The 23,029-nt window shown below is 66.0% G+C and carries 25 protein-coding genes; 8 read left to right on the top strand and 17 right to left on the bottom strand.

Annotation, left to right across the window (positions count from 1 at the left end; all coding sequences use genetic code 11):
* Positions 1-174: 174 nt before the first annotated feature.
* Positions 175-600, bottom strand: coding sequence for a Uma2 family endonuclease (locus tag KBZ13_RS13760; protein ID WP_315859646.1), 426 nt, complete (start codon positions 598-600; stop codon positions 175-177).
* 33 nt (positions 601-633) lie between these two features.
* Here KBZ13_RS13760 and KBZ13_RS13755 point away from each other — a divergent pair, with 33 nt between their 5' ends.
* Together KBZ13_RS13755 and KBZ13_RS13750 are read left to right on the top strand one after the other, a co-directional pair.
* Complete coding sequence (locus tag KBZ13_RS13755; RefSeq protein ID WP_255010084.1) at positions 634-1,182, top strand: nucleotidyltransferase substrate binding protein; 549 nt, start codon at positions 634-636, stop codon at positions 1,180-1,182.
* A 44-nt stretch (positions 1,183-1,226) separates the two neighbouring features.
* Positions 1,227-1,523 (top strand): nucleotidyltransferase domain-containing protein, encoded by a 297-nt coding sequence (locus tag KBZ13_RS13750; RefSeq protein ID WP_255010082.1) that lies wholly within the window; start codon positions 1,227-1,229, stop codon positions 1,521-1,523.
* Between the two features lie 7 nt (positions 1,524-1,530).
* Here the strand turns inward: KBZ13_RS13750 and KBZ13_RS13745 are convergent, their stop codons facing one another.
* From KBZ13_RS13745 to KBZ13_RS13705, 9 genes are all read right to left on the bottom strand, one after another.
* The gene (locus KBZ13_RS13745; RefSeq protein ID WP_261359046.1) at positions 1,531-3,420 is read right to left on the bottom strand and encodes an ABC transporter ATP-binding protein; all 1,890 of its coding nucleotides are present in this window, start codon (positions 3,418-3,420) and stop codon (positions 1,531-1,533) included.
* Between the two features lie 72 nt (positions 3,421-3,492).
* The gene (locus KBZ13_RS13740; protein ID WP_255010079.1) at positions 3,493-3,909 is read right to left on the bottom strand and encodes a type II toxin-antitoxin system VapC family toxin; all 417 of its coding nucleotides are present in this window, start codon (positions 3,907-3,909) and stop codon (positions 3,493-3,495) included.
* A gap of 8 nt (positions 3,910-3,917) precedes the next feature.
* Entirely contained in the window at positions 3,918-4,172 is a 255-nt protein-coding gene (locus KBZ13_RS13735; RefSeq protein WP_255010067.1) for a FitA-like ribbon-helix-helix domain-containing protein, read from the bottom strand.
* Positions 4,173-4,200: 28 nt separating this feature from the next.
* Positions 4,201-4,635, bottom strand: a complete 435-nt coding sequence (locus KBZ13_RS13730; RefSeq protein WP_255010064.1) for a putative toxin-antitoxin system toxin component, PIN family — start codon at positions 4,633-4,635, stop codon at positions 4,201-4,203.
* A complete protein-coding gene (locus tag KBZ13_RS13725; RefSeq protein WP_255010062.1) occupies positions 4,632-4,856 on the bottom strand; it encodes an AbrB/MazE/SpoVT family DNA-binding domain-containing protein in 225 nt (74 codons plus the stop codon). The genes KBZ13_RS13730 and KBZ13_RS13725 overlap by 4 nt, the downstream gene beginning before the upstream one ends.
* Before the next feature lie 216 nt (positions 4,857-5,072).
* Entirely contained in the window at positions 5,073-5,525 is a 453-nt protein-coding gene (locus tag KBZ13_RS13720) for a dual specificity protein phosphatase family protein (protein WP_255010059.1), read from the bottom strand.
* Between the two features lie 3 nt (positions 5,526-5,528).
* Positions 5,529-6,668: an SLBB domain-containing protein gene (locus KBZ13_RS13715; RefSeq protein WP_255010058.1), complete on the bottom strand. Its 1,140-nt coding sequence runs from the start codon at positions 6,666-6,668 to the stop codon at positions 5,529-5,531.
* Between the two features lie 85 nt (positions 6,669-6,753).
* Positions 6,754-6,990, bottom strand: coding sequence for a hypothetical protein (locus KBZ13_RS13710; RefSeq protein WP_255010056.1), 237 nt, complete (start codon positions 6,988-6,990; stop codon positions 6,754-6,756).
* Between the two features lie 50 nt (positions 6,991-7,040).
* The gene (locus KBZ13_RS13705) at positions 7,041-8,090 is read right to left on the bottom strand and encodes a hypothetical protein (RefSeq protein WP_255010053.1); all 1,050 of its coding nucleotides are present in this window, start codon (positions 8,088-8,090) and stop codon (positions 7,041-7,043) included.
* Between the two features lie 114 nt (positions 8,091-8,204).
* Here KBZ13_RS13705 and cysS point away from each other — a divergent pair, with 114 nt between their 5' ends.
* Together cysS and KBZ13_RS13695 are read left to right on the top strand one after the other, a co-directional pair.
* Entirely contained in the window at positions 8,205-9,671 is a 1,467-nt protein-coding gene (gene cysS / locus KBZ13_RS13700) for a cysteine--tRNA ligase (protein ID WP_255010052.1), read from the top strand.
* A 120-nt stretch (positions 9,672-9,791) separates the two neighbouring features.
* Positions 9,792-10,574, top strand: a complete 783-nt coding sequence (locus KBZ13_RS13695; RefSeq protein WP_255010050.1) for a hypothetical protein — start codon at positions 9,792-9,794, stop codon at positions 10,572-10,574.
* Here KBZ13_RS13695 and KBZ13_RS13690 read toward each other — a convergent pair.
* Both KBZ13_RS13690 and KBZ13_RS13685 read right to left on the bottom strand, forming a co-directional pair.
* Positions 10,564-10,785, bottom strand: coding sequence for a hypothetical protein (locus KBZ13_RS13690; protein ID WP_255010048.1), 222 nt, complete (start codon positions 10,783-10,785; stop codon positions 10,564-10,566). The genes KBZ13_RS13695 and KBZ13_RS13690 overlap by 11 nt on opposite strands.
* A gap of 340 nt (positions 10,786-11,125) precedes the next feature.
* Complete coding sequence (locus KBZ13_RS13685) at positions 11,126-11,527, bottom strand: hypothetical protein (protein ID WP_255010104.1); 402 nt, start codon at positions 11,525-11,527, stop codon at positions 11,126-11,128.
* Between KBZ13_RS13685 and KBZ13_RS13680 the strand changes: the two genes are divergently transcribed.
* On the top strand, positions 11,420-13,552 hold the full coding sequence (locus KBZ13_RS13680; RefSeq protein ID WP_315859645.1) for a WcbI family polysaccharide biosynthesis putative acetyltransferase: 2,133 nt from the start codon (positions 11,420-11,422) through the stop codon (positions 13,550-13,552). The two genes, KBZ13_RS13685 and KBZ13_RS13680, sit on opposite strands and share 108 nt — an antisense overlap.
* A gap of 865 nt (positions 13,553-14,417) precedes the next feature.
* Complete coding sequence (locus KBZ13_RS13675) at positions 14,418-15,074, top strand: FkbM family methyltransferase (RefSeq protein WP_255010046.1); 657 nt, start codon at positions 14,418-14,420, stop codon at positions 15,072-15,074.
* A gap of 281 nt (positions 15,075-15,355) precedes the next feature.
* Here KBZ13_RS13675 and KBZ13_RS13670 read toward each other — a convergent pair whose 3' ends face one another.
* Positions 15,356-16,447 (bottom strand): tetratricopeptide repeat-containing sulfotransferase family protein, encoded by a 1,092-nt coding sequence (locus KBZ13_RS13670; RefSeq protein ID WP_255010045.1) that lies wholly within the window; start codon positions 16,445-16,447, stop codon positions 15,356-15,358.
* Positions 16,444-17,298: a hypothetical protein gene (locus tag KBZ13_RS13665; protein ID WP_255010043.1), complete on the bottom strand. Its 855-nt coding sequence runs from the start codon at positions 17,296-17,298 to the stop codon at positions 16,444-16,446. The genes KBZ13_RS13670 and KBZ13_RS13665 overlap by 4 nt, the downstream gene beginning before the upstream one ends.
* Positions 17,299-17,362: 64 nt before the next feature.
* Here KBZ13_RS13665 and KBZ13_RS13660 point away from each other — a divergent pair, with 64 nt between their 5' ends.
* On the top strand, positions 17,363-18,043 hold the full coding sequence (locus tag KBZ13_RS13660; RefSeq protein ID WP_255010041.1) for a tetratricopeptide repeat protein: 681 nt from the start codon (positions 17,363-17,365) through the stop codon (positions 18,041-18,043).
* Here KBZ13_RS13660 and KBZ13_RS15760 read toward each other — a convergent pair.
* Positions 18,040-19,884 (bottom strand): glycosyltransferase family 2 protein, encoded by a 1,845-nt coding sequence (locus KBZ13_RS15760; protein WP_255010039.1) that lies wholly within the window; start codon positions 19,882-19,884, stop codon positions 18,040-18,042. The two genes, KBZ13_RS13660 and KBZ13_RS15760, sit on opposite strands and share 4 nt — an antisense overlap.
* On the opposite strand from KBZ13_RS15760, the gene KBZ13_RS13650 reads away from it, so the two are divergent.
* The gene (locus KBZ13_RS13650) at positions 19,816-21,150 is read left to right on the top strand and encodes a glycosyltransferase family 4 protein (protein WP_255010038.1); all 1,335 of its coding nucleotides are present in this window, start codon (positions 19,816-19,818) and stop codon (positions 21,148-21,150) included. The two genes, KBZ13_RS15760 and KBZ13_RS13650, sit on opposite strands and share 69 nt — an antisense overlap.
* On the opposite strand, the gene KBZ13_RS13645 is transcribed toward KBZ13_RS13650, so the two are convergent.
* Entirely contained in the window at positions 21,133-21,804 is a 672-nt protein-coding gene (locus tag KBZ13_RS13645) for a hypothetical protein (RefSeq protein WP_255010036.1), read from the bottom strand. The two genes, KBZ13_RS13650 and KBZ13_RS13645, sit on opposite strands and share 18 nt — an antisense overlap.
* Complete coding sequence (locus tag KBZ13_RS13640) at positions 21,797-23,029, bottom strand: glycosyltransferase (protein ID WP_255010032.1); 1,233 nt, start codon at positions 23,027-23,029, stop codon at positions 21,797-21,799. Before KBZ13_RS13640 ends, KBZ13_RS13645 begins: the two co-directional genes overlap by 8 nt.

Genomic DNA, 23,029 nt, shown 5'->3' with positions numbered 1-23,029 from the left:
GCAGCGGCTGACTGAGGCCCATCGATGGGGCCCGGACAGCAGAAGGACGGAGTCTCAGCTATTCAGCTCAGGGGTCGATCCGCTGTGGCCAGGGGTTCGCTGCTCAATTGGCAACAAACTCCTAGGCCTGGGTATCCGCCACCACCCGATCGGTGACAGCGTCGCTGACGTCGTTCAGGCCTGCCAGATCTCCGCGAGGTTCAAGCGAAGCCCCGGCAGCCCATCGCCACCATCAAGTTCACACGCACCCTCCAGTCGCTGCCTCTCACCATGGGCTGGCCAGATCTCCACCAACTGCTCCTCGGGCAGCAACAACCAACCCAGCTGGGCGCCGTTGGCCTGGTAGGTGGTGAGCTTGCGCCGCAGGGCGCTGTTGCCGCGGGGGCCCTGATCGCTGGGGCTGGCCAGTTCCACCACCAGATCGGGGCAGAGGGGCGGAAAGCCCCGGCGCTGCTCGGGGCTCAGAGCTTGCCACCGTTCCAGACGAATCACAGAGGCATCGGGGCTGAGCACGGGGCCATCAGGCAGGCGGAAGCCTCCCGAGCTGTCGAACACCTTCCAGCCGCCCGCCTCTCCAGCAAAGCGCTGCAGCTGGAACAGAAGCAGGCTATTAGGGCATCAAACGAGAGGCTGGTGGCTGGGCTGGTGGTGAGAGTCATCGCCCCAGGTCTGCCGTGGGTACAACGTAGCGAAAGCGCTCTGAATGGCTCTGCGGCGTGGGCCAGACTCACCCAGGTGTTTGGAACAGCTGCAGCCATGGCGGAAGCGGATGTGCGCTGGCTGCAACGGCTTGACAACTACGGTCGCGCCCTTGCCACTCTGCAACGGGCTATCGCCACGGCCCGCTCTCGCCCTCTCAATGAGCTGGAGGAGCAGGGGTTGATCCAAGCTTTCGAATTCAGCCATGAACTGAGCTGGCAGCTGTTGAAGGATTTTCTGGTGGATCAGGGCGTGAGCGGGATCAGCGGTTCGCGGGATGCGGTGCGGGAAGCCGTGGTGAGGGATCTGCTCAGACCGGGCTGCGAAAACGTGTGGATGGCGATGATCCGCAGCCGCAATCTCACCAGCCACACCTACAACCCCTCCCTGGCTCAAGAGATCGCAGGCCTGATTGTGGAAGCGTATGGGTTGGAGCTGCAGGCTCTGCATGATGAGATGGCGAAGCGGGCCAGGCAGCGTTGACAGCATCCCTAGAACCGATTGAAACCGGCATCCCTGGGCTTCCGGTGGAGGCCACAACCCTGGTGCTGGAGAGGATCCACCTCCATCCAGCGGTGCAGCGAGTGATTCTCTACGGGTCACGGGCGCTGGGCCGGCACCGCTCCGGATCCGACATCGACCTGTGCCTTCAGGCCCCGGCCCTGGGGCTGGGCGAGCTGCTGCAGCTTGGCGCTGAACTCGATGATCTGCTGCTGCCCTGGCGGATCGATCTGCAACTCCTGCATCTGATCGACCACCCCACCCTGTTGGAGCACATCGCCAGGGCAGGGATGGTGTTGTGGGAGCCGCCAGGGGCGGCATGAAGCTGGATCAGTCATCCACCCCGGCCCCCACCTGATTGAGCCATAGCTGCTGATACAAGCTCCCCTCCCGGGCGCTCAGTTCCCTGTGGCTGCCCTGCTCCACGATCCGCCCTGCCTCCATCACCACAATCACATCGGCCTGCTTCACGGTGCCGAGGCGGTGGGCGATCACAAGCTTGGTGATGCGGCCATCGAGCGCTTCGAGCGCATCCTGCACCAGCCGCTCGCTCTCGGAATCGAGCGCACTTGTGGCCTCATCGAGGATCAGCAACTCCGGCCGGCGCAGGATCGCCCGGGCCAGGGCAATGCGCTGGCGCTGGCCGCCGCTGAGCCGGAAGCCGCGCTCCCCCACGATCGTGTCGTAGCCCTCGGGTAAGTCGTTGATGAAGCCGGCCGCGTTCGCCACCGCCGCCGCCGCCTCGATCTGCGCGCGCGTGGCCCAGGGGCAGCCGAAGGCGATGTTGCCGGCCAGGGAGATGTTGAACAGAAAGGTGTCCTGGCTCACCACCCCCAGCCGTTGCTGCCAGCTGTTCAGTTCCAGGGTGCGCAGGTCCAGCCCATCGATCAGCACCCGCCCGCGGCTCGGTTCATAGAGCCCCACAAGCAGATCGGCGATCGAGCTCTTGCCCGCCCCGCTCGGCCCCACCAGGGCCACGGTGGCCCCCTTGGCAATCACCAGATCGAGGCCGTTCAAGGCCGCCGGCCCCTCGCCTCCGTAGTGCAGCTGCACCTGCTCGAGGCGGATCTCCCGCTCCAGGCCCCCAAAGGGCACCCCGCCCTCGCGAACGAAGCTCTTGCCGCCGGGGCTGAGGATCGCATTCAGCCGTCCGAGCCGGCCGCTGTTGTCGGCCAGGCCATTGAACAGGCCCGCCAGCCCTGAAAAGCGTACGTTCAGGCGCTGCAAGGCCAACACGAAGGTCACCAGGCTCGGCAGCACCCCGGAGGTCTTCGAGCCGAACACCAGCAGGCTGAGGCCCCCCATCACCGCGATCGCCGCGATCGGCAGGAAGCTGCTGAACGGGCCGATCACATTCAGCAGTCGGCTCTGGCGCCGCAGGCTGGCCTCCAGTTCACCCATGCGCGATCGCAGCGCCCGATCGGCGCTCTGGCGCTGGCCGCTGCTGTGCAGCAGCCGCAGGCCCTGGATGTCTTCGGTGATTCTGGCCGCGATCTCGGCCTGCAGGCCACTCAGTCGCTCGGCCCCGAAGCGCAAGCGCGGCAGCAGCAAGCGCTGCACCGAGCTGATCAGCGCCCCCAGCAGCCCCGCCGCCAGCAGCAGCCAGGGGGAGAGGCCCACCAGGATCCCCAGATAGATCGCGATCAGCAGCAGCGTGATCAGGATCTGGCTGGCGGCCTCGATCTGGCTGCGGATCGCGTCCGGCCCGGTGCCGGCGTAGTCGGTGAGATCCCCCACCCGGTAGCTGCTGGCGCAGGGGTAGCTCAGGCTCAGGATCTGGCTGTGGATCCTTGCCGTCACCTGGGCCTTGCAACGGGCGGCGAAGTAGCCGACGCTCACTGCCCCCGCATAGCGCGTGAGGCTCTGAATCAGCTGCAGCAGCACCGCCAGGGCCAGCAGTCCCAGAAACAGCGGCGTGGTGGGCTGGGCCGCCAGCCACTCGGGCGCCCCCGGAATCCAGGGGATCAGGGGCTTGCTCGCCCAGTTGACCGCCGTGGGGGCGCGAGCGTTCGAGAGCAGCTCCACCACCAGGAAGATCACCCCCAAGGTGGCCCCCTCGCTGACACTCTCCAGCAGGCTGCTGAGCAGGTTCACCGCCAGCAGCTTCCACTGCTGGCGCGCCGTCTCCCGGATCAGCTGCGCCGCCGGCTCCTGGTTCAGGAACGGCCCCAGGAGCGGGCCCAGGAGTGGGCTGAGCAGTTTTCGGGGCAGGCGTTTCAAGCGGGGGGACGGGAAAGGGGGGTGGTCAGGTGAGCAGGCGCCGTTGCCGTCGGTGCTTTGGATCAGCTGGGTTCATGGCTCGAAGGGATTGATCAGGCTGATCGTGGTGTCATCGAAGTGGCGGGTGTTGCGGGTCGCCAGCCGCGCGCCGCGGGCCATGGCGATGCCGGCGATCAGCGTGTCGCGCAGGTCCACCGGACGCCCCTTGGCCTTGCGCTCCGCCGCCAGCAGCGCTGCCTTCTGGGACGCCAAACCGTCAAGGGGTGCAATGCGCTCCTGGATCAACTGCAACAGCTGATCGAGCCCCAGCATCAGTCTTCGCTGGCGCTGGGATTCCGGCAGGATCGCAAGGCCGTAGCGCAACTCGAACACCACCACAGCCGGCAACCACAGCTCCTCCAGGGCTTGCCCATCCAGCCACTGCTGAACAGCTGGATCCGGCCGGCGCTGCATCACGGCCGAAACCACGTTGGTGTCGAGCAGGATCACGGGCCCACTCAGCCCACGAAGCGTGCGGGCGTGGCCTCCTGGCCCCTCCATTCGCCGATCGGTTGATCCAACTCCGCCTCAGCAAACAAGGCCACCATCCGGGTGCCCGGCCCCCTCTGATCCTCCGAAAGCGGCTCCTGATCGATCACCTGGCGCAGGATCAGGCGTGCCTCCTCCTCCATGCTGCGGCCATGGCGACGGGCCCGGCGCCGCAGCGCCTCCTTCACCGCCGGATCAAGGTTGCGCACCAGCAATTGAGCCATCCGCACCCCCCCAACTGCTATCACGCTATCAGCGCTGGCGAAGCTCGCCGCTCAGCTGTTCCTCCAGCAAGGCTGGCGTAAGGATGGACAAGCCGCTCACCAACTCCTTGATGGCGAGCAGGTCCTGATCGCCAGTGACCAGTGCCTCAACCCTGGCCACCAAGGCCAGATCAAGGAAGTTCTGATCATCGGGATCACGCACGCGCCAAGCAGCCGGTGCGGCGGAGATGTCACCTGCTACGACCTCCACGAAGGGCAGCACATCTTCAAGAAGAAGCTGGCGATCGACCTCCGCGAGCCGAAACTTGGGATAGGTCAGCACCCGCAGCAGCTCAGCGGTCGTGGTCTTCGAGACCACTGGCACCAGCACAGCGCTCTGCCAGGCCTGACGCATCCATCCCAGGCGACCCTGTTGAAACAGCAGGGCCGACACCAGCACGTTCGTGTCGAGAACGACCCTCACACACCCCGCGACCAGTCCACCGCTTCGGCCAAATCGGCTTCACTGAGGCCCAAGGCTTCGAGGCGCTCTCGAACCGCCCGGGCTCGATCCAGGTGCACCGGTGTCAGCACGATGCGTTGGCCCTCGCAGACCACGTCGTAGTAATCGGCGAGGCCGGCGGCCTCCACCACCGCCTTGGGCAAAGTGAGCTGGTTCTTGCTCGTGCGCTTAGCCAGGACCAAAGCCCACCCCACTCAGTAAGGATTCCTTACTTTAGCGGAATTCAGCGCCGCGCTCAAGGGCTTTGAACTGGGCCAACGGAAGCCATGCAGGCACAACGATTCCTTGATCTGGCCTGCGAACGTGAGCCGGGCTCCAACGTCACGCCTGCGCAGTGCAACGTAAGGGCAGCCACCGGTCAAGGCAGGTGCGCGCCGATGCAGCGCGGCGAAGCGCATTCACTCCAGAAGCCCCAGCTGCCCGGGTAACGGGTTGGTGCCGGGGTGCAGCTGCATCAGGTAATCGAGCGCCTGCAGGCGTTTCATGCCCCGCTCGCGCATCAGCCAGGCCAGGCACACGAGTGGTGAGCGCTCCATTGAGGCCACGCAGTGCACAAATACCGGCCCCTGGGCCTCGTGGCGCAACCGGGCCAGCTCCGCCAAAGCCGCCTCCAGCTCCGCGCGCGTGGGGTTGCGGCCGCTGCGGTGGTCGGGCAGCACCTGCCGCGCCCAGAGGAAACGCTCCGCCAACGCCTGAGGCATCGGCAACTCAGGGGCATCACACAGGCTCAGCACCGCCCGCACCCCTTCGCGCTCCAGCAGTTCCAGGTGCTCCTCCTTCTGGGGTGCCGGCCCGAGGGCCAGTTCATCCCTCAGCACCCAGTCGATCCGAAACCGCGATCGAACGGACATGGCCTAAGGGTTGGCGGAGTCGTTGTAGCTGTTGCGCGCCAGCTGCAGCAGCGTGAGCACGTTCACCAACCCGGTGAGCGGCGTGCCCACCGCCGAAATCGCATCACTGAGCTTGGCGTAGTTGGTGCGGCCCACCACCACCGTGTCGCGATCGCGCAGGGGCGGGTTGCGGTTCTCCGAAACCGGCGAGTTCAGATCCAGGGCGAAGGCCTGCCGGGTGACGCTGCCGTTGCGGTTGATCCGCACCAGTTGCACACGGTTGGTGTTCGCTCGCCAGCTCTTGGCGCCCCCCGCCGCCAGCACCGCCTGCACCAGCGGTGTGTTCGCTGCCAGGGGCACCAGGCCGGGCCGCTCCACCTCACCCACGATGTTCACACTGATCTGGCGTGGCGCCAGGGTGGTGGCGGCCAGCTCGGTGGCTTCGATCACGGGCTCGGTGGCCTTTTCGATCTTGATCGTGTCGCCATCGAACAGCAGCGGGTTCTGCACCTGGTCGCCGTCCTGCACCAACGCCAGCAGGTTCACCCGGGTGCGCCGGTAGGCCACCACCTCACCCGGTAGCCGCCGGCGCAACACCACCTGGCGTAGATCGGCCTCCTGGGTGATCCCGCCCGCCTTCTGGATCGCATCCACCAATGTGGGCAGACCGCTGATCGTCACCTTGGCTTCGGTGTTCGAGGTTTCCGAGCTGGTGAGCGTGTACACCCCCGGCCGCTCCACCTCCCCAACTAGGGCCACCCGCAGGGGCCGCGGCCGGATCAGGCTCAGTTGAAGTTCCGGGCGCAGCAGCTGGCGTCTGTAGAGCGCCTGCAACCAGAGGGTCGCCTGGGAAAGGGTCAGGCCGATCAGGCGCACGCTGCCCAGAAGCGGCAGCGACACGGTGCCGTCGCTGAGGATCTCCACCGGCCCCGAGAGCGGATCCTTGGCATCCCCGCCCAGGAACTTGAGCGCCAGTCCATCGCCGGGGCCAAGGATGTAGGCGTCTTCCTGGAGCTGGGGCGAGCGGCTGGGCGCTTGCAGCGGCATTGCCCCGGGCGTGGCCTGGGCCGGGGGCAGCCAGGAGCCCACAAGAGCCACCAGCAGGATCCCGCTCAGCCCGGCAGCTGCGGCTCGGGGCTGGTTGGTCGGAACACTCTCGGCCATCAACGAACGATCAGCCTGGTTGACCTCTCCGCCAGTATGCGGTCGTTGGCTGGATCAGGCCATGAGCAAAGAGCCGGCGAGAGGTTCAGTTGCCGGCGAAGGGGGGAGCGAAGCGCACCCCACCTGAGCTGGTGTTGTTGCCGGAGTTCTTGCCGGCATTGCCCCGCGACGGGTTGGGGCCCTTGCCGTTGTTGCCGCCGCCGGGGTTGCCCTTGGCTTGGCCATTGTTCTGGGCCACCGCCGGCTCAGCGCTGATCAGGGGGACCACAGGCAAAGCCACTAAAGCAATCAGCAGCAGAAAGGGAATCGCGGGGCGGGCCATGGACGGAAACTGAGCCTGATCCAGCCAAATCTAGATCGAACCACCGAGGTCTAGAACAGTCCAGTGCGGAAGGTGTCGCCCCAGCTCACACTCAGCACCCCCACCCTTCCAAACGGCGATTGGTTGAACACATCCGCCGCCAGCACATTCACCGTGAACGGGAGATCCCGCAGGGGCGTGTACGAGAGGTTGAGGTTGGTGCCCCGGCCGCTGTAGCCCAGCGACAGGCCCACATTGCTCGTGATCTCCAGCCCCAGGGCCGTGAAGAAGGCCGTCGTCGCGCCCTCGAAGTTCTCATCAAGCGCGGCGAAGTTGTTGCCGCCAACGCCCACGCTCCACTGCAACACCTGGTTGAAGTAGGGGTTGGGGGTCCGCAGCGGTGTGGCCATCGTGATCACCCCATAGAGGTTGGACGACGGCTTGGCCTCATTGCCGTATTGATAAAGCCCCTGGGTGCCTCCCGCCGCCAGCACCTGCAGCCGCGGTTCGCTCACCAGCATGCGGCTCACCGACAAATCAAAGCCGCCGTTGAAGTTGAAGTTCTTGACGCTGCCGATGTTCCAGTTCAGCTCCACCGCGACGAGCCGGTAGGCATCCCCCAGGCCCAGGCCCATGTTCATCGCCCCATCCAACCGACCGGCGCGGAGATTGCCTGGGGTGGCCCCCGAGAGACCGATGAAGTAATCGCCCCAGTTGGCGATGTAGGCCGTGGGCAAGGCGCCGCCAAGGTTGGGGGGAGGGAAGGGCTCCTCGATCGGAACCCCCACCAGGCGCTGGGGGGCAGGCTTGATTTCGGGCTTGCCCTCGGGCTTGGTGGCGGGCGCCTGGTCGGCCAGGTTGGCGATGAACTCCGGCTCCCGCTCCCACACCAAGGCCATCGGTGTCGGCGCGGCGGTGGGGGGGCTGCTGGAGGCCGTGCCGCTGGTAGGGGCACTCGGCGGAGCGGCGGGCTCGAGCTCCCACAACAGCCCACCACCGCTGGCTCGGGGGCTGGCGGTAAGGCCGGCCTGGGGGTGGGCGCGGCCCGGCGCCGCCAGCAACGTCAGGCTCCCAAGCATCAGCGTGAGCGCCACCAGCGTTCGCGGAAACGGCTGGGTCACGGGCGCTTCAGGCAGGGCAATCAAGTCGTTGGAACGATAGGTGCCGAATCCAACCCAGGCCAGGCCCTAGCTTGCTGCGATCGGCCCACCGTTTCCCATGCCGAGCGCTCCCCCTTGACCCTGCGGCTCACCAACACCCTGACCCGGCGCACGGAGCCGTTGGTGCCGCTGGTGCCGGGCAAGGTCTCGATCTACTGCTGCGGCGTCACCGTCTACGACCTCTGCCACCTGGGCCACGCCCGCAGCTACATCGTCTGGGATGTGCTCCGGCGTTACCTGATCTGGCGCGGCTACGCCGTGACCTTCGTGCAGAACGTCACCGACATCGACGACAAGATCCTCCAGCGCGCAGCTGAGGAAGGCAGCTCGATGGAGGCGGTGAGCGAGCGCAACATCGCCGCCTTCCAAGCGGACATGGCGGCCCTCAATATCCTTCCGCCCGACCGCATGCCCCGGGCCACCCGCTGCCTCGATGGCATCCGCGCGCTGATCGGCGAACTGGAGGCCAAAGGAGCGGCCTACTCCGCCGATGGCGACGTCTATTTCGCCGTCACCAAGGCCGCGGGCTACGGGAAGCTCTCCGGCCGCGACCTGAACGCCCAGCAAGACAACGCCTCCGGCCGCGTCAGCGGAGCCCAGGAAGCGCGCAAGCACCACCCCTTCGATTTCGCCCTCTGGAAAGGCGCCAAACCAGGCGAGCCCAGCTTCCCCTCCCCCTGGGGCCCTGGGCGGCCCGGCTGGCACATCGAGTGCTCGGCGATGGTGCGCGCGGAGCTCGGTGAATCGATCGACATCCACCTCGGCGGCGCCGATCTGATCTTTCCCCACCACGAGAACGAGATCGCCCAGTCGGAGGCCGCCACAGGGAAACCCCTGGCCCAGATCTGGCTGCACAACGGCATGGTCAATGTGGGCGGCCAGAAGATGAGCAAATCGCTCGGCAACTTCACCACCATCCGCGCCCTGCTTGCCAGTGGCGTCAGCGCCATGACCTTGCGGTTGTTCGTGCTCCAGGCCCACTACCGCAAACCACTGGATTTCAGCGCCGAGGCCCTCGAGGCCGCCGCCACGGGCTGGAGGGGCCTCGGTGCCGCCCTGGCGGTGGGCGGCGCAGCCGCCCTCGGTTGGGAAGCCGGTCCTGAGGCAGAGCCCGACCCCGAGCCCAGCCCCGAGTTGGCGCGCCAGCGCGACGCCTTCATCGCCGCCCTCGATGACGACCTCAACAGCTCCAGCGCCCTGGCGGTGCTGTTCGAGCTGGCCCGGCCCCTGCGCTCGCTGGCCCATCGGCTGGAGCACGGGGAACGACCCTCCCCCGACGACCAGCGCCTGGGCGCCCAATGGCTGTTGCTGGTGGAGCTCGCCGGAGTGCTCGGCCTTGTGGCCGAGCCCAGCGCCCCCGCGGCGGCGGAACCCGCCGGTGGCCCCTCGGAGGCCGAGATCAAGGCCCTGATCGAGCAGCGCCGCACGGCCAAGGCCGCCAAGGACTACGCAAGGGCCGATGGCCTGCGCGACCAGCTGCGCAACCACGGCATCGAACTGATCGATCGGCCCACGGGGGTGACCGACTGGATCAGGAAGTAGCGGCACGCCAAAGGGTCGCTGCGGCCGCCCCTTCCGCCCGGCTGGTTGCCCTTGCGAGCGGCTTAGCCTTGACCCGATGGCCCCGGCGGTGAGCGCGGAGACCGCGATGGCAACGAAGTGATGGCGAAAAAGCAAAGCGGTATCTGGATCTCCCTGCCTCGACTCCTTTCCCTGCCCCTGCCCGCTGCGGCCCTGGCGGTGCTGTGGAGGGATCTTCTGCTCTCTCTTCCTGCCGATGCCCATGAGGAGCGCCAGGCCCTCGAGCAGGCCCTGATGCGCCATGAGCTCAGCCAGCACGATGTCCTGATCGATCAGGACCGCTGGGAACAGATGTTCAGCCGTCTGGAGTCCCTGGTCGGCCAATTGTCCGAGGCGGAGCTGGCCGGCCATCTCGCAGACCTGACACCTCGCTTGTACCAGTTCCTGGTCCATCAAGCCGGGCCTGATCCAGCTCCGGAGGTCATGGCCGACGAGCGGCGCGCTGAGTTGCTCTGGCTCAGCGACAACTGGATGCGCCGCTTTGAGCAACTGCCCTTCGAGCGGCCCGATCCTCTGCCGTTGATGGCCGAGCACCTCTGCCGCTACGGGGCCCTCACCTGGATGAGAAGGAAGGGTCCCCAAGCGCGCCTTCGAGCCCTTTCCCTGCTGCAGCGGCTGCATGCATTGCTGCCTGAAGCCCGGGACTGGGTGCTGCCCAGCATCCGCGAACGGCTGATCCTGAGCGTGGAAGAGCTGAGCCAGGAGGGTGAGCTCGCCGATCCGGACCAGCTTCAGGAACTCCTGGAGGCCTGCCGCTGCCTGGCCGACGAAGAGGCCTTGACCAGCGAACGGCGCTCAGCGATCGATGGGGCGGTGTTCCGCGGCCTGGCCAGCCTGCAGCTCTGGCGGCAGATCAACGACTGAGGTCGTTCAGCGCCCGTTCCAATTGCTCGATGGCAAAGCCCTGAATGATCCGTTCCAGCTCCTGATCGTCCCTGCCGTCGCGGCGGGCCTGCAACAGACAGATCGCGGCCTGCTGCTGGCCCACCTCGCCTTCCATGCCTGGGGTCAGACTGGCCAGTGCGGCCAGAGCCTCCTCAATCCAGTCGTCACCGGGGCGCGATGGCTGCTGCATCTAAAATCCCAGCATGAGGGGGTGATCATTGCAGTCTATCTCTATATCAATTAGAATCGAATTCAGGCCGATGTCAAGGATTCAGACGCAGCTTTTTCGTAATGAGTTGCTCCGAGCCCCGACCGCTGAACGGGAAAGCTGTGCTATTCAACGTTGAATTTCCGTTGAGGGCAAACTTACCTTTTGGATGCTTAAGCTGGGCTTTCTATGGCGACTTCCTTGAACAAATGTGTAGCACCCCTGCAGGGCTATGAGCCAGGAAGCAGATGAACCGCTGCTGCTACTTGCCCAGGCGTTACTGGCCCGAGAAGTAAAGGAGCAGCAAGAGCCCAGCCATCGCTCAGAGCTGCTCAGCACGGCTATCGCCTGCCACAGCCGCATGCTCGAACTCGGCGACAGCGAAAAGCCTGTTGCCTTGGCCATTGCCGGGGCCGATCTGCTGCAGGCCATGCAAAACCTCAGCGGTCACAGTCTCGACATCCCCGACTGGGTGTCGGTGTTTGAAGAGCAATGCTGCCGTTATGGGGCCCTCTGGATCCACGCCCTGCAGCAGCAGGGCCAGCCCATGAGTCGTGAACGTAGTCTGCGGGGAATTGCCCTGCTGCAGCGCCTCCAAGAGCTCCTTCCTGAGCCGATGCCATGGATCAGCAACTTGAGCCTGGACTTGGAACAGGGCATCCGCTCCGCTGCTCCAGCAGTAGAGGGCAATGAGATCCGTCTGGTGGTGGTGGGCAACTGCCAAGCCCACCCGCTGACGCTTGGCTTGATGCAGGCCCTACCCCAGGCCCGCATCTACGCCACTCCTTCGGTGCACATCGCCACGGCCGAAGATGTGGCCCATTTGCATCAACGGCTCAATGATACCGATCTCCTGGTGATGCACCGCGTGCAACCGGGTTACCGAAACGACATCGGTCTGGATTCAGTCACCCTGGCAAGCCTGCTACCCCCATCGGCCCGCAGCGTGGTGCTGCCCAACCTGCATTACGAAGGGCATCACCCCTGGATCGGCTACGCCCAGGATCCGGATGGTCGTCTTTCTAGGTTGGAAGAGGAATCACCCCTCGGCCCCTATCACGACTTCCTGGCCATGGTGGCCGCTCGCGACGATCTGCCGCTTGAGCTTCTGCTCGATTCAGCCTGCCCGGTCGCCGTGCTGGATCAGCTTCGCGCCCATCACCATCATTCTTTGGCGGAGTTGGCAAAACGGGAAAACGACTGCGACCTCTCCATCTCTGACTGGATCAGCAACAACCACAGGCGCCTTCCTATCGCCCACACGATCAATCACCCAACTCAGGCAACCCTGGATAAGCTGCTGCGCCAGCTTCTGCAGATCCTGGGACTGCCCCACGAACTTAGCGAAAATCTCTTTGATGCAGCCGAGCACCTTGGTGCCCTCAGGATCCCGGTGCATCCCTGGGTGCGACAGGCCCTCGGGCTGGATGCCTGGGCCGATAGCTGGGGCCAGCGCCAGGGTGAACCGCTGCCGATCGAGAAGCAGTTGGAGGAATCGATTGCGTTCTACGAGCAACATCCATGGATCCTCGAAGTTAACACCAACCATCCCAAGGCCCTTCTGGCAGGAGACCTTCTCACTGCCAGCGACGCTTCATCCAGGCTCGGAGCCCAGAAAGCCCATAACCACACAATCCAGCCCCTCTCCGCAAGCGACCCGATCCCGTACGCGTTCCTAAATCCCCTCCACGACTTTCCAACCGACGATCAGCTGCCTCTAAGGCCCGCAGTCAATCCTCTAAATTGGGATTTCAAGTTGCACACCTATCGCATCGGCTGGCGTGAGGAGCGAGATGCCATAGTGCTGCCTGTGGGTGTAATCACAAAGGAAGGCTGGCTTTGTGATTGCTTGCAATATCTGCCTCCGCAATGGAGCAGTGCCAACTGGATGAGCTCCATGGCGGGATATAACCTCTGCGACGAAGGTGGTGGGTTGGCCCTGGTGGACAAGCAGGGCACGCCCCAACAGCATCTTGCTGGACGCTGGTGTGTGCTCAACGACATCGTGGCCCATCGCAACCTGGGCCATTTCTTCCATGATCTGTTGCCCCAGATGATGGCAATCCGGAGGTTACGCCAACGCTGGCCAAATTTGCAGGTGCTCGGCAGCCCTGAGCGGTATCCCAACCTCCGGATCCTCCGGGAGCTGATGCTCGACGACGCCTGGCAGCCAAGGCCTCCAGCCCAGCGCCTCCAAGTGGAGAAGCTGACCCTACAGCCACTGGCCTTCAATGGTGGCATCGGCTTTCTGGCCCAGCCAGATGACCATTGGTGGCTTGCGGTAGACGACCTTCGCGATGGGCTCCAGTCCCTTCGAAAGAGGCTCGCACCCGATCCGGCAGCACTATGGCGCGACCACTGGGTGTGCTTCAGCCGCGATCTCGGCGTTGCCACGGAGGCTCCCCAGGGTCGCTTTTTCAGCAACTACCCCCAGCTGATCGAGCAACTCAGCAACGCTGGTGTTCTGATCATTGACCCCGGCCGTCACGACATTCGTCAGCTCCAAGTGCTTGTGGCTGGCGCACGAGGATTTGTGGGCATTCACGGTGCAGGCCTGTTCAATGCCCTGCTCGGTCAGGAGAGCGCCAGGGTTGTGGAGATCCGACCAGCCTGCGGCTGCTGGCGAGCCCTGGAACTAACTTGTAAAGCCGCTGGCCTCGACTGGAGAAACGTGGGATGCGAGACCGATCCAACCGATCCGGAGCGCAGCATCATCCCGATTGATAAGGTACTCGCCCTCCTTGATTGAGCGTCACCAACAGCCTCCATAGGGTTTCGCGCCCCATCGACTTAAACGCCCACCAGCCGGCAGGCTATCGGCCGCCCGCGCCTCAATGCAGGCCCACCGTAACCCTGATGCACGGCCCGTATCAGTGGCCGTCGGCATACCAGCGTCGGCCAGCAACTCCGCAAAGGGGAACTTGGGGTAGAGGCCATCCACCTTCTCAAGCAAAACTGCCAAGCCCTGCTCACACCCTCCATCCGGTCGGCAACGTGAGCAGTTGGAACAACAGGCTGTGGCTCTCAAGCAATTGGTCTTAGATCACCACTGCCCATTCGCATGCTTAATGGCCGCCTTGGTCATCGCCGAATTGCTCAGATCACATTCCTCACGAATCTCCACGCAAGGAAGCCTTGCGTTCATCACCCAGCCCCTTGATTCAAAACGTATCAGCGCCAATCCAGTGAGCAGCGCAGCCCCTCCTCGATCTTCAGGCCAGTGCGAAGCTTCTGGCGGCAGTTCCTTTGATTCTGACCTCCTTCACCACCAACTACTCCTACGGCCTACCCAGTGATGCCCCGGCGGCTCTCCCAGACTTGGTGCCCTTACATGCATCTTAACTATTAGCAGAGTCAAGCTTAAACCAAATTCGATACCCCATTCTCGATGGCGCTGAGCATAATGCACAAACGATTATTTAAGGCGATCGATTGGGAGCAGAAGTGATGGAGGAAACGCGCAGCAGCGCCTGGAGAGGCCCCTACAGTGAGGCAGTCAAGCTTGAGATGATGGCACCAGGGGGCTAAACAATACTTCCTGGGATGGGTGGCTTGACGAGCCAAGGCGAATAATGCTAAAGTTAGAAATAAATTGATTTCACGGGATAAGTAAAATGTATTATTCGCAATTTGGCGAAGATAAGTTTTTGATTGATAATTTTCTATCTCGCCCCGGGATACCTAAGTTTTATATAGAGTTGGGCGCCATTGATGGTATTAGATATTCAAACACTAAAACACTCGAAGATGAGCACGGTTGGTCGGGCATATTGATTGAGCCCATTCCAAGCGCATTTGAAAAGCTAAAACTGAATAGGCCTGGTAATATGCTCGTCAATAGCATCGTTGGATCGGAGGAAGGAGAGGTAAAGTTTAGGTTTTTTAACAATCCAGACCTGCAATGCGTTTCCGCAGTCAAGAGCACTCAGAAAGAGTCTCACGAAAAGCAATGGATGAATCTTCAGACCGCCGAAAATGATTGGCTTGCTGATCAAATTGAAAACGATTTACAGGAGATTATATTGCCTACGCAGTCACTTGGCGGCATTGTTAGACGTTCACGAATTCCATCATTTGGCCTCCTTTCGTTGGATGTTGAAGGTCACGAACTAGAAGTGCTGAAGTCTTATGACTGGGAAATTCCCGTTTCATATATTCTTGTTGAAGGGAGCAGGGAAAATGATGCTGATGTGTTCGACTACATAACCGAGAAAGGAGGCGTGTTTGAATGCCATTTCCACATAAATATGTTGTTTTCATTTCTTGGCTAAGTGCTATTCCTTCATGCAGCTCTAGCCACCTGCTATCACTCGCCATTCATGGCATTGCACGAGACCATCACAACTTTGGCGATCTGTGGGCTTTACACTCAATGAGTTCCTATAATGTTATTAGGACTTATGCGGTCGCTTCGCTTCTTCTACCGGGGTCCCATGGTGGAAAAGTGGTAGGAATGGAGTGGCGTCATCTTTCCTGGCAGAGGGGGCGACAGAAGCAGACGTGTACGACGAGCACCGGCTTCATAGAAATATAATGGAGCCAACTCGCAACCTCAGAGCTCCAGCCAGAGCTCCATCGCCTCCGCCAGCACCCCATCCCTGCAACGACGGGCCAGGTTGGGATCGATCGGGTGGAGCTGCTCGCGTCCACGGTTGTAGGCCACATAGGTGCGCCCGGGGGGAAGACCCGCTGGATCCTGATCGAGAAAAGCCAGAACGCGGCGCAGCACGGGCTCGGGGTTGAGCACCAGCGCCTCGAAGCTCAACAACAGGATCCGCTCGGCCGGCACATGCTTCCGCCAACGACCCAGTTGATCGGCGTAGAGGCTGCCACTGAGGGCATTGGGAAAGAACCAACCCAGTTGGGCACGCTCGGCCGGATCAAGGGCCTCCAGGTTTTCCATCTCCTGGCGCAGCAGCGCCTCCGTCTCCCCCTCCAGTCCCACCTGGGTGCGCATGTGGCCGATCCAGCTGATCGCCCGCGCGAGCGGTTCCCGCAACACCACGATCAGGCGGACCTCGGGCAGCAGGCTCTGCACCCGGGCCGGGGCCTCCGGTGTCTGCAGGTAGTCGGGGGTGGCTTCGAGGCGAACGATGGAGCCGGTTCGCCGCAGCGATGGAAACTGGGCCCGGTACCACTCCTCTCCCCGTTCCCAGTGATTGTCGAAAAAATGCAGCTCCTTGAGGGGGTGCACCCAGATGGCGGGATGGCCGCAGAGGTAGGCCGCCAGGGATGTGGTGGCGGATTTCGGGGCGCCGATGATCAGGGCATCCGGCTGTCCGCCGGCTCCCACGGCCGAGTCGGGGCGTAGGCGATGGGGAGCGAGGCCGGTGCGGGCCACCTCCCGGCTAATGGAGAGCGAGCGCTCCCGCTCCCCCAGATCGTGGAGCCAGTGGGCCAGCAGAAAGCGGGCCAGCGGCCGCTCAGGCGCCAGCGCCAACAGCTCCTGCAGCCGGGGAAGGATCCGGCGCCGTTCCTCCAGATCCAGGCCCAGGAAATAGAGACCGTTCAGGGGGCGCTGATCCGTGGGGACCTCGGCCAGTCCATCCAGGTAGGCCATGGCCGCAGCGAAGCGGTCGGCCTGGCGCCTGGCCTCCTGGGCCCGCTGGAGCCAGAGGGGTTCACGCCCTGCCACCGGCTTCACGGCCTTCCGCCCGCAGGCCGTGCGAACCGCCCCTGCTCCAGCAACCGCCGGGCCCGATCCAGCTGCGCCTCGACCTTGGCCACCAGATCGACCAGGCGTTCGTGCTCCTCCACGTAATGGTCCAGTTCCAACTCCAGCTGATGCAAGTGGGCCAGCAGCAGGTCGCGTTCCTCCTGATCCCGGCTCAGTTGGCGCTCCAGGCCCACCAGTCGTGAATCCCGATCACCGAGGGCCCCATGGTGGCTGTCCCAGCGGTGCAGGGCCTGCAGCAGTTCCGTGCCATCGAACGCCTCCCGCCACCGGTCCCCATCGCCCTCGTGCCCGTAGCGGTCGGCCCAGCTCTCCAGGTCGAGGTAACCGTTGAGCAGGGCTGGCCTGAGCTGCAGCAGGGCCAAGGTGGTGGCCCGCAGCACATCCGCGGGCAGGCTGCTCACCCGGGTGGAGCGACGGCGACGCACGCCCTGCTCCAGCTCGGGCAGCTCCCGACGCAGGGCCTCCTCCAAAGCCGAGGTGGAGTGGCCCAGGTTCACCAGCTGCAAGCGCTCCCGGGCCCGTCGCTTGATCTGCACGGCCAGATCCATCTGCTCCAGCCAATCGGCCAGGGGATCGGCTCCCGGGGCTGAGGCAGGGCCCCCATCGGACAGCTCAGCGAGGGCCTGGTCCGGCGGCCCATAGAAGATCCAGGCCCGCCAAGTCTCGTTGTCGTGAAGGCCGCGGGCGAGCGAGTCGAGAGCTGGAGCACCGGCGGAGCGCCGCAGGCCCAGGCGGCTGCCAGGCAAGCCATAGATCCAAAGACCCTGGACCGAGAGGGGCACCAGGGGCTGATCAACGCTGGTCACCTTGGCCGTCACTTCGTGGTTGGTTGTCAGCTCCCGGCGCCTGGCGGGACAATGGGCCTGCCCTCGTCCCCTTGCGGTGCAGAAGCAGACCCTGATCGAGGGGCTACGGGCTCTGCCCGGAGATGAACGGCTACTGAGGACCCTCGGCAGTCTGCTGGAGGGCGAGGGAAATTGGCAGGAACTCCAGCAGATCATGTTGGAGCAACTGCCGAGGCTCAGCCGTGGTGCGCCCATCGAGACCCACGTCTGCTACCTAGCTGGAAAGGCCTGCCTGGAGCTGGGGGATCTGCGCCAAGCCCTCGCCCTGAGCACCCGGGCGGTTCAGGGGCGCAGCGACTTCGCCTACAGCCACCACATTCACGGGCGTGTCCTCGCGCAGACGGGCCGGCGGACGGAGGCGCTGCAGGCCCAGCAACGCTGCGCGGAGCTCGCTCCGGCCTTCCCCTGGTGCTGGTTCGAGATCGGCCAGCTGCATTTGGCCCAGGGGGAAACCACCGCCGCCAAGGCGGCCTTCGAGCGGGCCCTGGCCCTGCAAGAGGCCCAGGATCCTGGGAACACCACGTTGTTCCGGCGGGCGCTGGAGGGCGTGGAGGCCCGGGCCCAACGGGCGGAACGCCAGGCCGCGGCCCTCAGCCTCTGGCCCGATGGCCCGCCGCCTGGGCTCGATGGGCCGCTGGCCCCACTCCAGGAACTGGCCCTGGCAACCGAACAGTTCCGCCTGTTCCTCGATGGCCTCGAGGGACAGCCAGGCGGCTAGGACCAGCCCCGGCCGGCCAGTTCCCTGGGCCGGCCATCGGTGGTTTCAAGGCTTGAGGCCTCCGGCCACCAGGGGCTTGCGCTGGCCATGGCCCCGGGCCAACGGCGCATCAACCGCGACTGGGCTGGGGCCCAGGTGGCACTGGTGGAGAGGGAGCGGCTGGCGGCCTCAAGGTGCAGCAGCGTGGCCTCCGGGCAGACCACGTGCCGGTAGCCCGCTCGCCCGAGCCGCAGACAGAAATCCACGTCGTTGCCCTCGACCGGCAGCGCCGGATCGAATCCGCCGACCGCCTGAAAGAGCCCCCGGCGCAGCATCAGGCAGGCGCCGGTGACCGCCGGCCAGCCCGTGAGCTGATGGAGCCGACCGCGGTGGGGAGCGCGCTCCAGCGGCAACCCCCGGTAGGGATGCTCACAGCCTGCGCCCATCAGGGGCAGCAGGCCGGCGTGCTGGATCGTGCCATCGGGATAGAGCAGGCGGGCACCGACGCAGCCGATGGCCGGGCGCAGGGCCTGGCCCGCCAAAATTTTCAACCAGTCTTGATCGACCCCGGCAGGCACCAACACGTCGTTGTTGAGGAACAGCAGCAGCTCACCACTAGCCTCGGCGGCGGCGCGGTTGTTGAGCAGGCTCCAGTTGAAGGGCTGATCAAGGGAACGCACGCGAAAGCGACTGCCGGGCCGCTGGCGCCAGTGGCGCAGCAGGGCGGCGGTGGCCTCCAGGCGGGAGCCGTTGTCGACCACGAGCCACTCCAGATCGAGTCCCCCCTTGCTGGCCTCGACGCCATGGAGGCACTGCTCCAGCAGATCGGGGCGGTCCCGGGTGAGCACCACCACGCTGAGGCGGAGGGCGCGGGGCACAGGCCAAGTGAGGCGAAAACCGGTGGCAGGGCCTGGCTCCACGTGCACTGGTCCCTCACCGCAGCGGCCCAGGTGATCGGCCAAGGCGGTGGCATAGGGGGCCGGGTCTTGGGCCGGGCCCTGCTTGAGGTGCACCAGCACCCGATCGAGGTGGGCGATGCGGGGGCGGCGCTCCAGGGCGGCCAGCTGCCAGCGCCAGCGCTCCAGGGGATCGGCCCCGGGCGGTAGGGGGGACAACCCCTGCTGGTGCAGCCAGTCGCGGCGCCAGAAGGCGCAGCTGCCCAGCCAGGGGGTGCTCCAGAAGCTCTCGCTCACCCAGCCCGGCTTGAACCAGGGGTCATGGCGCCGGCCCTCGCCATCCAGCTGGTCTTCGTCGGGGTAGAGCAGGTCGGCGCGATCGGGCTGGGCCGCCAGCCAGCCGGCCAGCCAGTCGAGGGCTCCCGGGTGCAGCACGGCCTCCGGGGAACAATCGAGGTGCCAGGCCTCCCGAACGGCCCGATCGCCGCCGGACCCCTGGGCCGCCGGCGGCGACAGAACCGGCTCGAAGCTTCGGCACCAGATCCGGTAGGCCGCCGCGCTGAGCCCGCCGGCGAGCCTTTCGCCTGCGAACACCCCGAGTCCTTCCGCTTCCCTGGCCTGGAGAGCGATCCAGCGTTCATCGGGAAGCACCTCCTGGGCCGCACGGAAGGCGGCAGCCGCCTCGCCCCAACGGCCGTCACGGCGCAGCAACTCGGCGGCGGCGAAGGCGTTCCAACCCAGGGAGGGGTCTTCGCGCCAGCTCCCCAGCTGCAGGGCCAAAGCCGCCTCGAATTCTCCCTGGCGTTCCCGCACCTTGCCGAGGAGGTGCAGGGCGCTGGCGTGGCGGGGGTCAATGGCCAGGCAACTCCAGAACGCCTGGGCGGCCGCCTCAAGCTGGTGCTCACCGAGGGCCTGGGCCCCCTGGCGGTACCAGTGTTCGGGGTTGGTGGTGGAAGGTTCAGGCACCACGGTCACAAGATCGGGCGCCGCTCAGACCGCCGGTGCCATGATCGCCCGAGCTGGGCCAGGGCGATCGCGCTCACCGTCAACCTTTGGGGCCACCTGAGCGGGGGCTTCGGGCTGGGGGAGGGGGCCCGCTGCACGGCCCGGGCCCTGGCGGCGGCCGGTGTGCACGTGCAGTGGCGCGATCTCCCCCTCGCCACCCACATCAACGACCAACCGCTGCCCGAGTCAGGGGATTGGGAGCCAGCGGCGATCGATCTGGTGCACACCAATCCCAATGTGCTGCGACAGACCGATGGCCTGCTGGAGCGGCTCGAGCTGCGGGCGCCCCTACGGATTGGCTACTGGGCTTGGGAGTTGGAGGCGTTCCCCAGCGGTTGGGAGGCAGGGTTCGCGGGGCTGGACCAGCTCTGGTGCCCCTCCACCTTCACGGCCCAGGCCCTGGCGCTGCGCAGCCCGGTGCCCGTGTCGGCGCTGCCGCACCTGATCGACTGGCGCCGGGCAGATCGGCTGGCCCAGCGGCGGCTGACGGTGCCCCCCCGGCGGCCCGGAGCGCCGTTCACGGTGCTGTTCGCCTTCGATTTCTGGAGCACGGTGGGGCGCAAGAACCCGGTGGGGGCGATCGAGGCCTTCCTGCGGGCCTTTCCCCCAGGCCGTGGAACGGAAGCGGGTGGGAGCGCGACGCTTCCCCCCGCCCGGCTGGTGCTCAAACTCTCCAGCGGACTCCAATTTCCGGATGCCGCTGAGGCGCTGCGGGAGCGGGCCCGGAGCGACCCGCGCATCCACGTGCTCGATCGCCACCTGCCCCTGGAGCAGCTGGATGCCCTCTACACCGAGGCCGACGTGCTGCTGAGCCTGCACCGGGCCGAGGGCTTCGGGCTCACCCTGGCGGAGGCGATGGCGGGGGGCCTGCCGGTGGTGGCCACGGGCTACTCCGGCAATCTGGATTTCATGCCTCCGGGCAGCGCCGAGCTGGTGCCCCATCGCCTGGTGCCGATCCGGCGCACCGAAGGCGACTACCGCGAGGGCTGGCCCTGGGCCGAACCCGACCTGGATGGAGCGGCGGCGGCCCTGCGGCGACTGGCCCTCGATGGCGCGTACCACCGGCGCCTGGCCCAGGCGGGGCGCTCGGCGGTGCGCCAGCGGCTGGCCCCGGACACCCTGGCGGCGGTCGTGCGCCAGCGGCTGGGGTGCCTGCTGCGCCAGCCGGGGCGCGCCGAACTGGCCCGAGGCCTGGCGGCCGATCACCCCCTACGGGCCCTGGAGTAGGGCCTCGATCCGGGCGTTCAGGGCGCGCTCGAGGGGAAGGGAACTGCCACCCAGCAGCTCCAGGGTGGCCGGCAGATCCAGCCGGTGCAGGCTCTCCTGCCAGACCACCGCCCGCACGGCCGGATCGGGGCAGCCCCTCACGCAGAGCCACTCCGCCAGGGCGGTGCCCTGCACCCGGGTGGCCGCGTCCATGGCCCCCTGCAGCCAGGGGGCGGGCTCCTGCCAACTCCAGGGCTGAGGCGCTTCGGCCGCCAGCCGCTCCAGGCGGCCCAGGGCCTTGATCGCCCCATCGCCATGGAGCACCTCCAGCAGATTGCGCACGGTGATCGGGCTGTCGCTGCCCCATTGCAGCGCCTGCTCATAGGCGGGGATGGCGGCGGCGGGGCGCTGCAGGCCACGGTGGGCATCGCCGAGCTTGTGGGGCGTCCAAAAGCTGGTGCTGCCAGCCGCCAGGGCCTGCTCCAGCACCTCGCGGCAGCGGGTGAACTGACCCTGCATCAGCAGGGCATGGCCGAGGAGATCGAGTAGCTCAGCCTGCCCCGGGCTCACCTCCAGGATCCGCAGCAAGCTGCCCTCCAGCAGCGGCCAGTCCTGCTCCGCCAGGGCCGCGCGGGCCTGCTCCCACCAGATCTGGCGCGGGTCCTGCTCAGCCATGGGAGGGCGCGGGTTCCGTGGCCAGGGGATCCTCGCCCCTGGCCACGGCTGCGATCAGCTCGATCTGGCTGTCCAGACAGCGGCGATGGTCGAACTCCCGGGCCATGCGGCGCCGGGCACCCAGGCGCAGGTGGGCGAAGGAGGCCGGCTGGCGAAGCACCTGGAGCAGCGCGCCGGAGAGGGCCTCCGGTCGATCGAAGGGCACCAGCAGCCCCTCCTGGCCGTGCTCGATCACTTCCTCCACCGGGGCGGTGCGGGAGCCCACCACCAGGGCTCCGCAGGCCATGGCCTCCAGCAGGCTCCAACTGAGCACGTAGGGGGCCGTGAGATACACGTGGGCGGCGCTGAGGCGGAACAGATCGAGCAGGGCCCCATGGGGCAACAGACCTGGGAAGTGCACCCGGCCCGGATCAAGGCGGGATCCCAGCTCCCGCAACAGCTCCTGTTTCCAGCTGCTGCCAGCGGAGGGGGACGGCCCATAGGCGCTGCGGTCCTCGCCGCAGATCACCACCCGCACGGCCGGGTGCTGCGCCAGCACCTGCGGCAGGGCCCGCATGAACGTGTCGAAGCCGCGCAGGGGCTCCAGGCTGCGGCTGCTGTAGGTGATCAGCGGTTCGCCGCCCCGCAGCAAGGTGCCATCGGGCAGCCGCAGGCTGCTGACCGGGCTGGGCCGGCAACGCTCCAGATCGATGCCCTCGTGGATCACGGCGATGCGCGGCTGGAGCCAGGCGGGGAAGGTGCACAGCTGGAAGCGCGTGGCCGTGAGGCCGGCGGCCATGCGCCGGGCGGCCTGGAGGGTGGTCCACTGCAGCAGGCCTGGGCCGGCGGGCCGGGGGGCGCCATCAAGAGATGGCACACCCAGCAGATCCATCTCCATCAGGGCCACCAGCGGCACCCCGGGGAACACATCGTCGAGGAAAAGCAGATCCCCCCAGAACGGATGGCCCACCACCACCTCCGGGTGCCAGCCCCGCTGGGCGAGGACCTGGAGCTGAATAGCCACCCGCCGCCCCTGGGCGAACTGCCGCTGGCAGCGGGCTTCGGCGCTGGGCTGGCGCAGCTCGTCGCCCACATCGCCGCCTGCAGGGAGATAGCGCACCCCCGGAAGGGGGGGCACATCGGTGCGGTTGCCGATTGCCGCCACCGCATGGCCCGCGGCCTGGAGGGCCGGAGCCAGGTGGCGGAACTGGCCGGGGAAGTTCTGGTGAACCAGCAGCACCCGCAC

Origin of the sequence: Cyanobium sp. ATX 6F1 (genome assembly GCF_024346315.1) — a bacterium.
In the GTDB taxonomy this organism is placed as follows: domain Bacteria; phylum Cyanobacteriota; class Cyanobacteriia; order PCC-6307; family Cyanobiaceae; genus ATX-6F1.
The sequence above is the reverse complement of the archived record's forward strand: the minus strand, read 5'-3'. Positions and strand labels throughout refer to the sequence as shown.

Excerpts from the sequence above, each read along its gene's own strand:
- KBZ13_RS13720 (WP_255010059.1), bottom strand. The coding sequence starts at position 5,525 with ATGTCCGTTCGATCGCGGTTTCGGATCGACTGGGTGCTGAGGGATGAA.
- KBZ13_RS13695 (WP_255010050.1), top strand. The coding sequence starts at position 9,792 with ATGGCGAAAAAGCAAAGCGGTATCTGGATCTCCCTGCCTCGACTCCTT.
- KBZ13_RS13680 (WP_315859645.1), top strand. The coding sequence starts at position 11,420 with ATGCCATGGATCAGCAACTTGAGCCTGGACTTGGAACAGGGCATCCGC.
- KBZ13_RS13690 (WP_255010048.1), bottom strand. The coding sequence starts at position 10,785 with ATGCAGCAGCCATCGCGCCCCGGTGACGACTGGATTGAGGAGGCTCTG.
- KBZ13_RS13710 (WP_255010056.1), bottom strand. The coding sequence starts at position 6,990 with ATGGCCCGCCCCGCGATTCCCTTTCTGCTGCTGATTGCTTTAGTGGCT.
- KBZ13_RS13715 (WP_255010058.1), bottom strand. The coding sequence starts at position 6,668 with ATGGCCGAGAGTGTTCCGACCAACCAGCCCCGAGCCGCAGCTGCCGGG.
- KBZ13_RS13645 (WP_255010036.1), bottom strand. The coding sequence starts at position 21,804 with ATGGCTGAGCAGGACCCGCGCCAGATCTGGTGGGAGCAGGCCCGCGCG.
- KBZ13_RS13735 (WP_255010067.1), bottom strand. The coding sequence starts at position 4,172 with ATGGCTCAATTGCTGGTGCGCAACCTTGATCCGGCGGTGAAGGAGGCG.
- KBZ13_RS13675 (WP_255010046.1), top strand. The coding sequence starts at position 14,418 with ATGTATTATTCGCAATTTGGCGAAGATAAGTTTTTGATTGATAATTTT.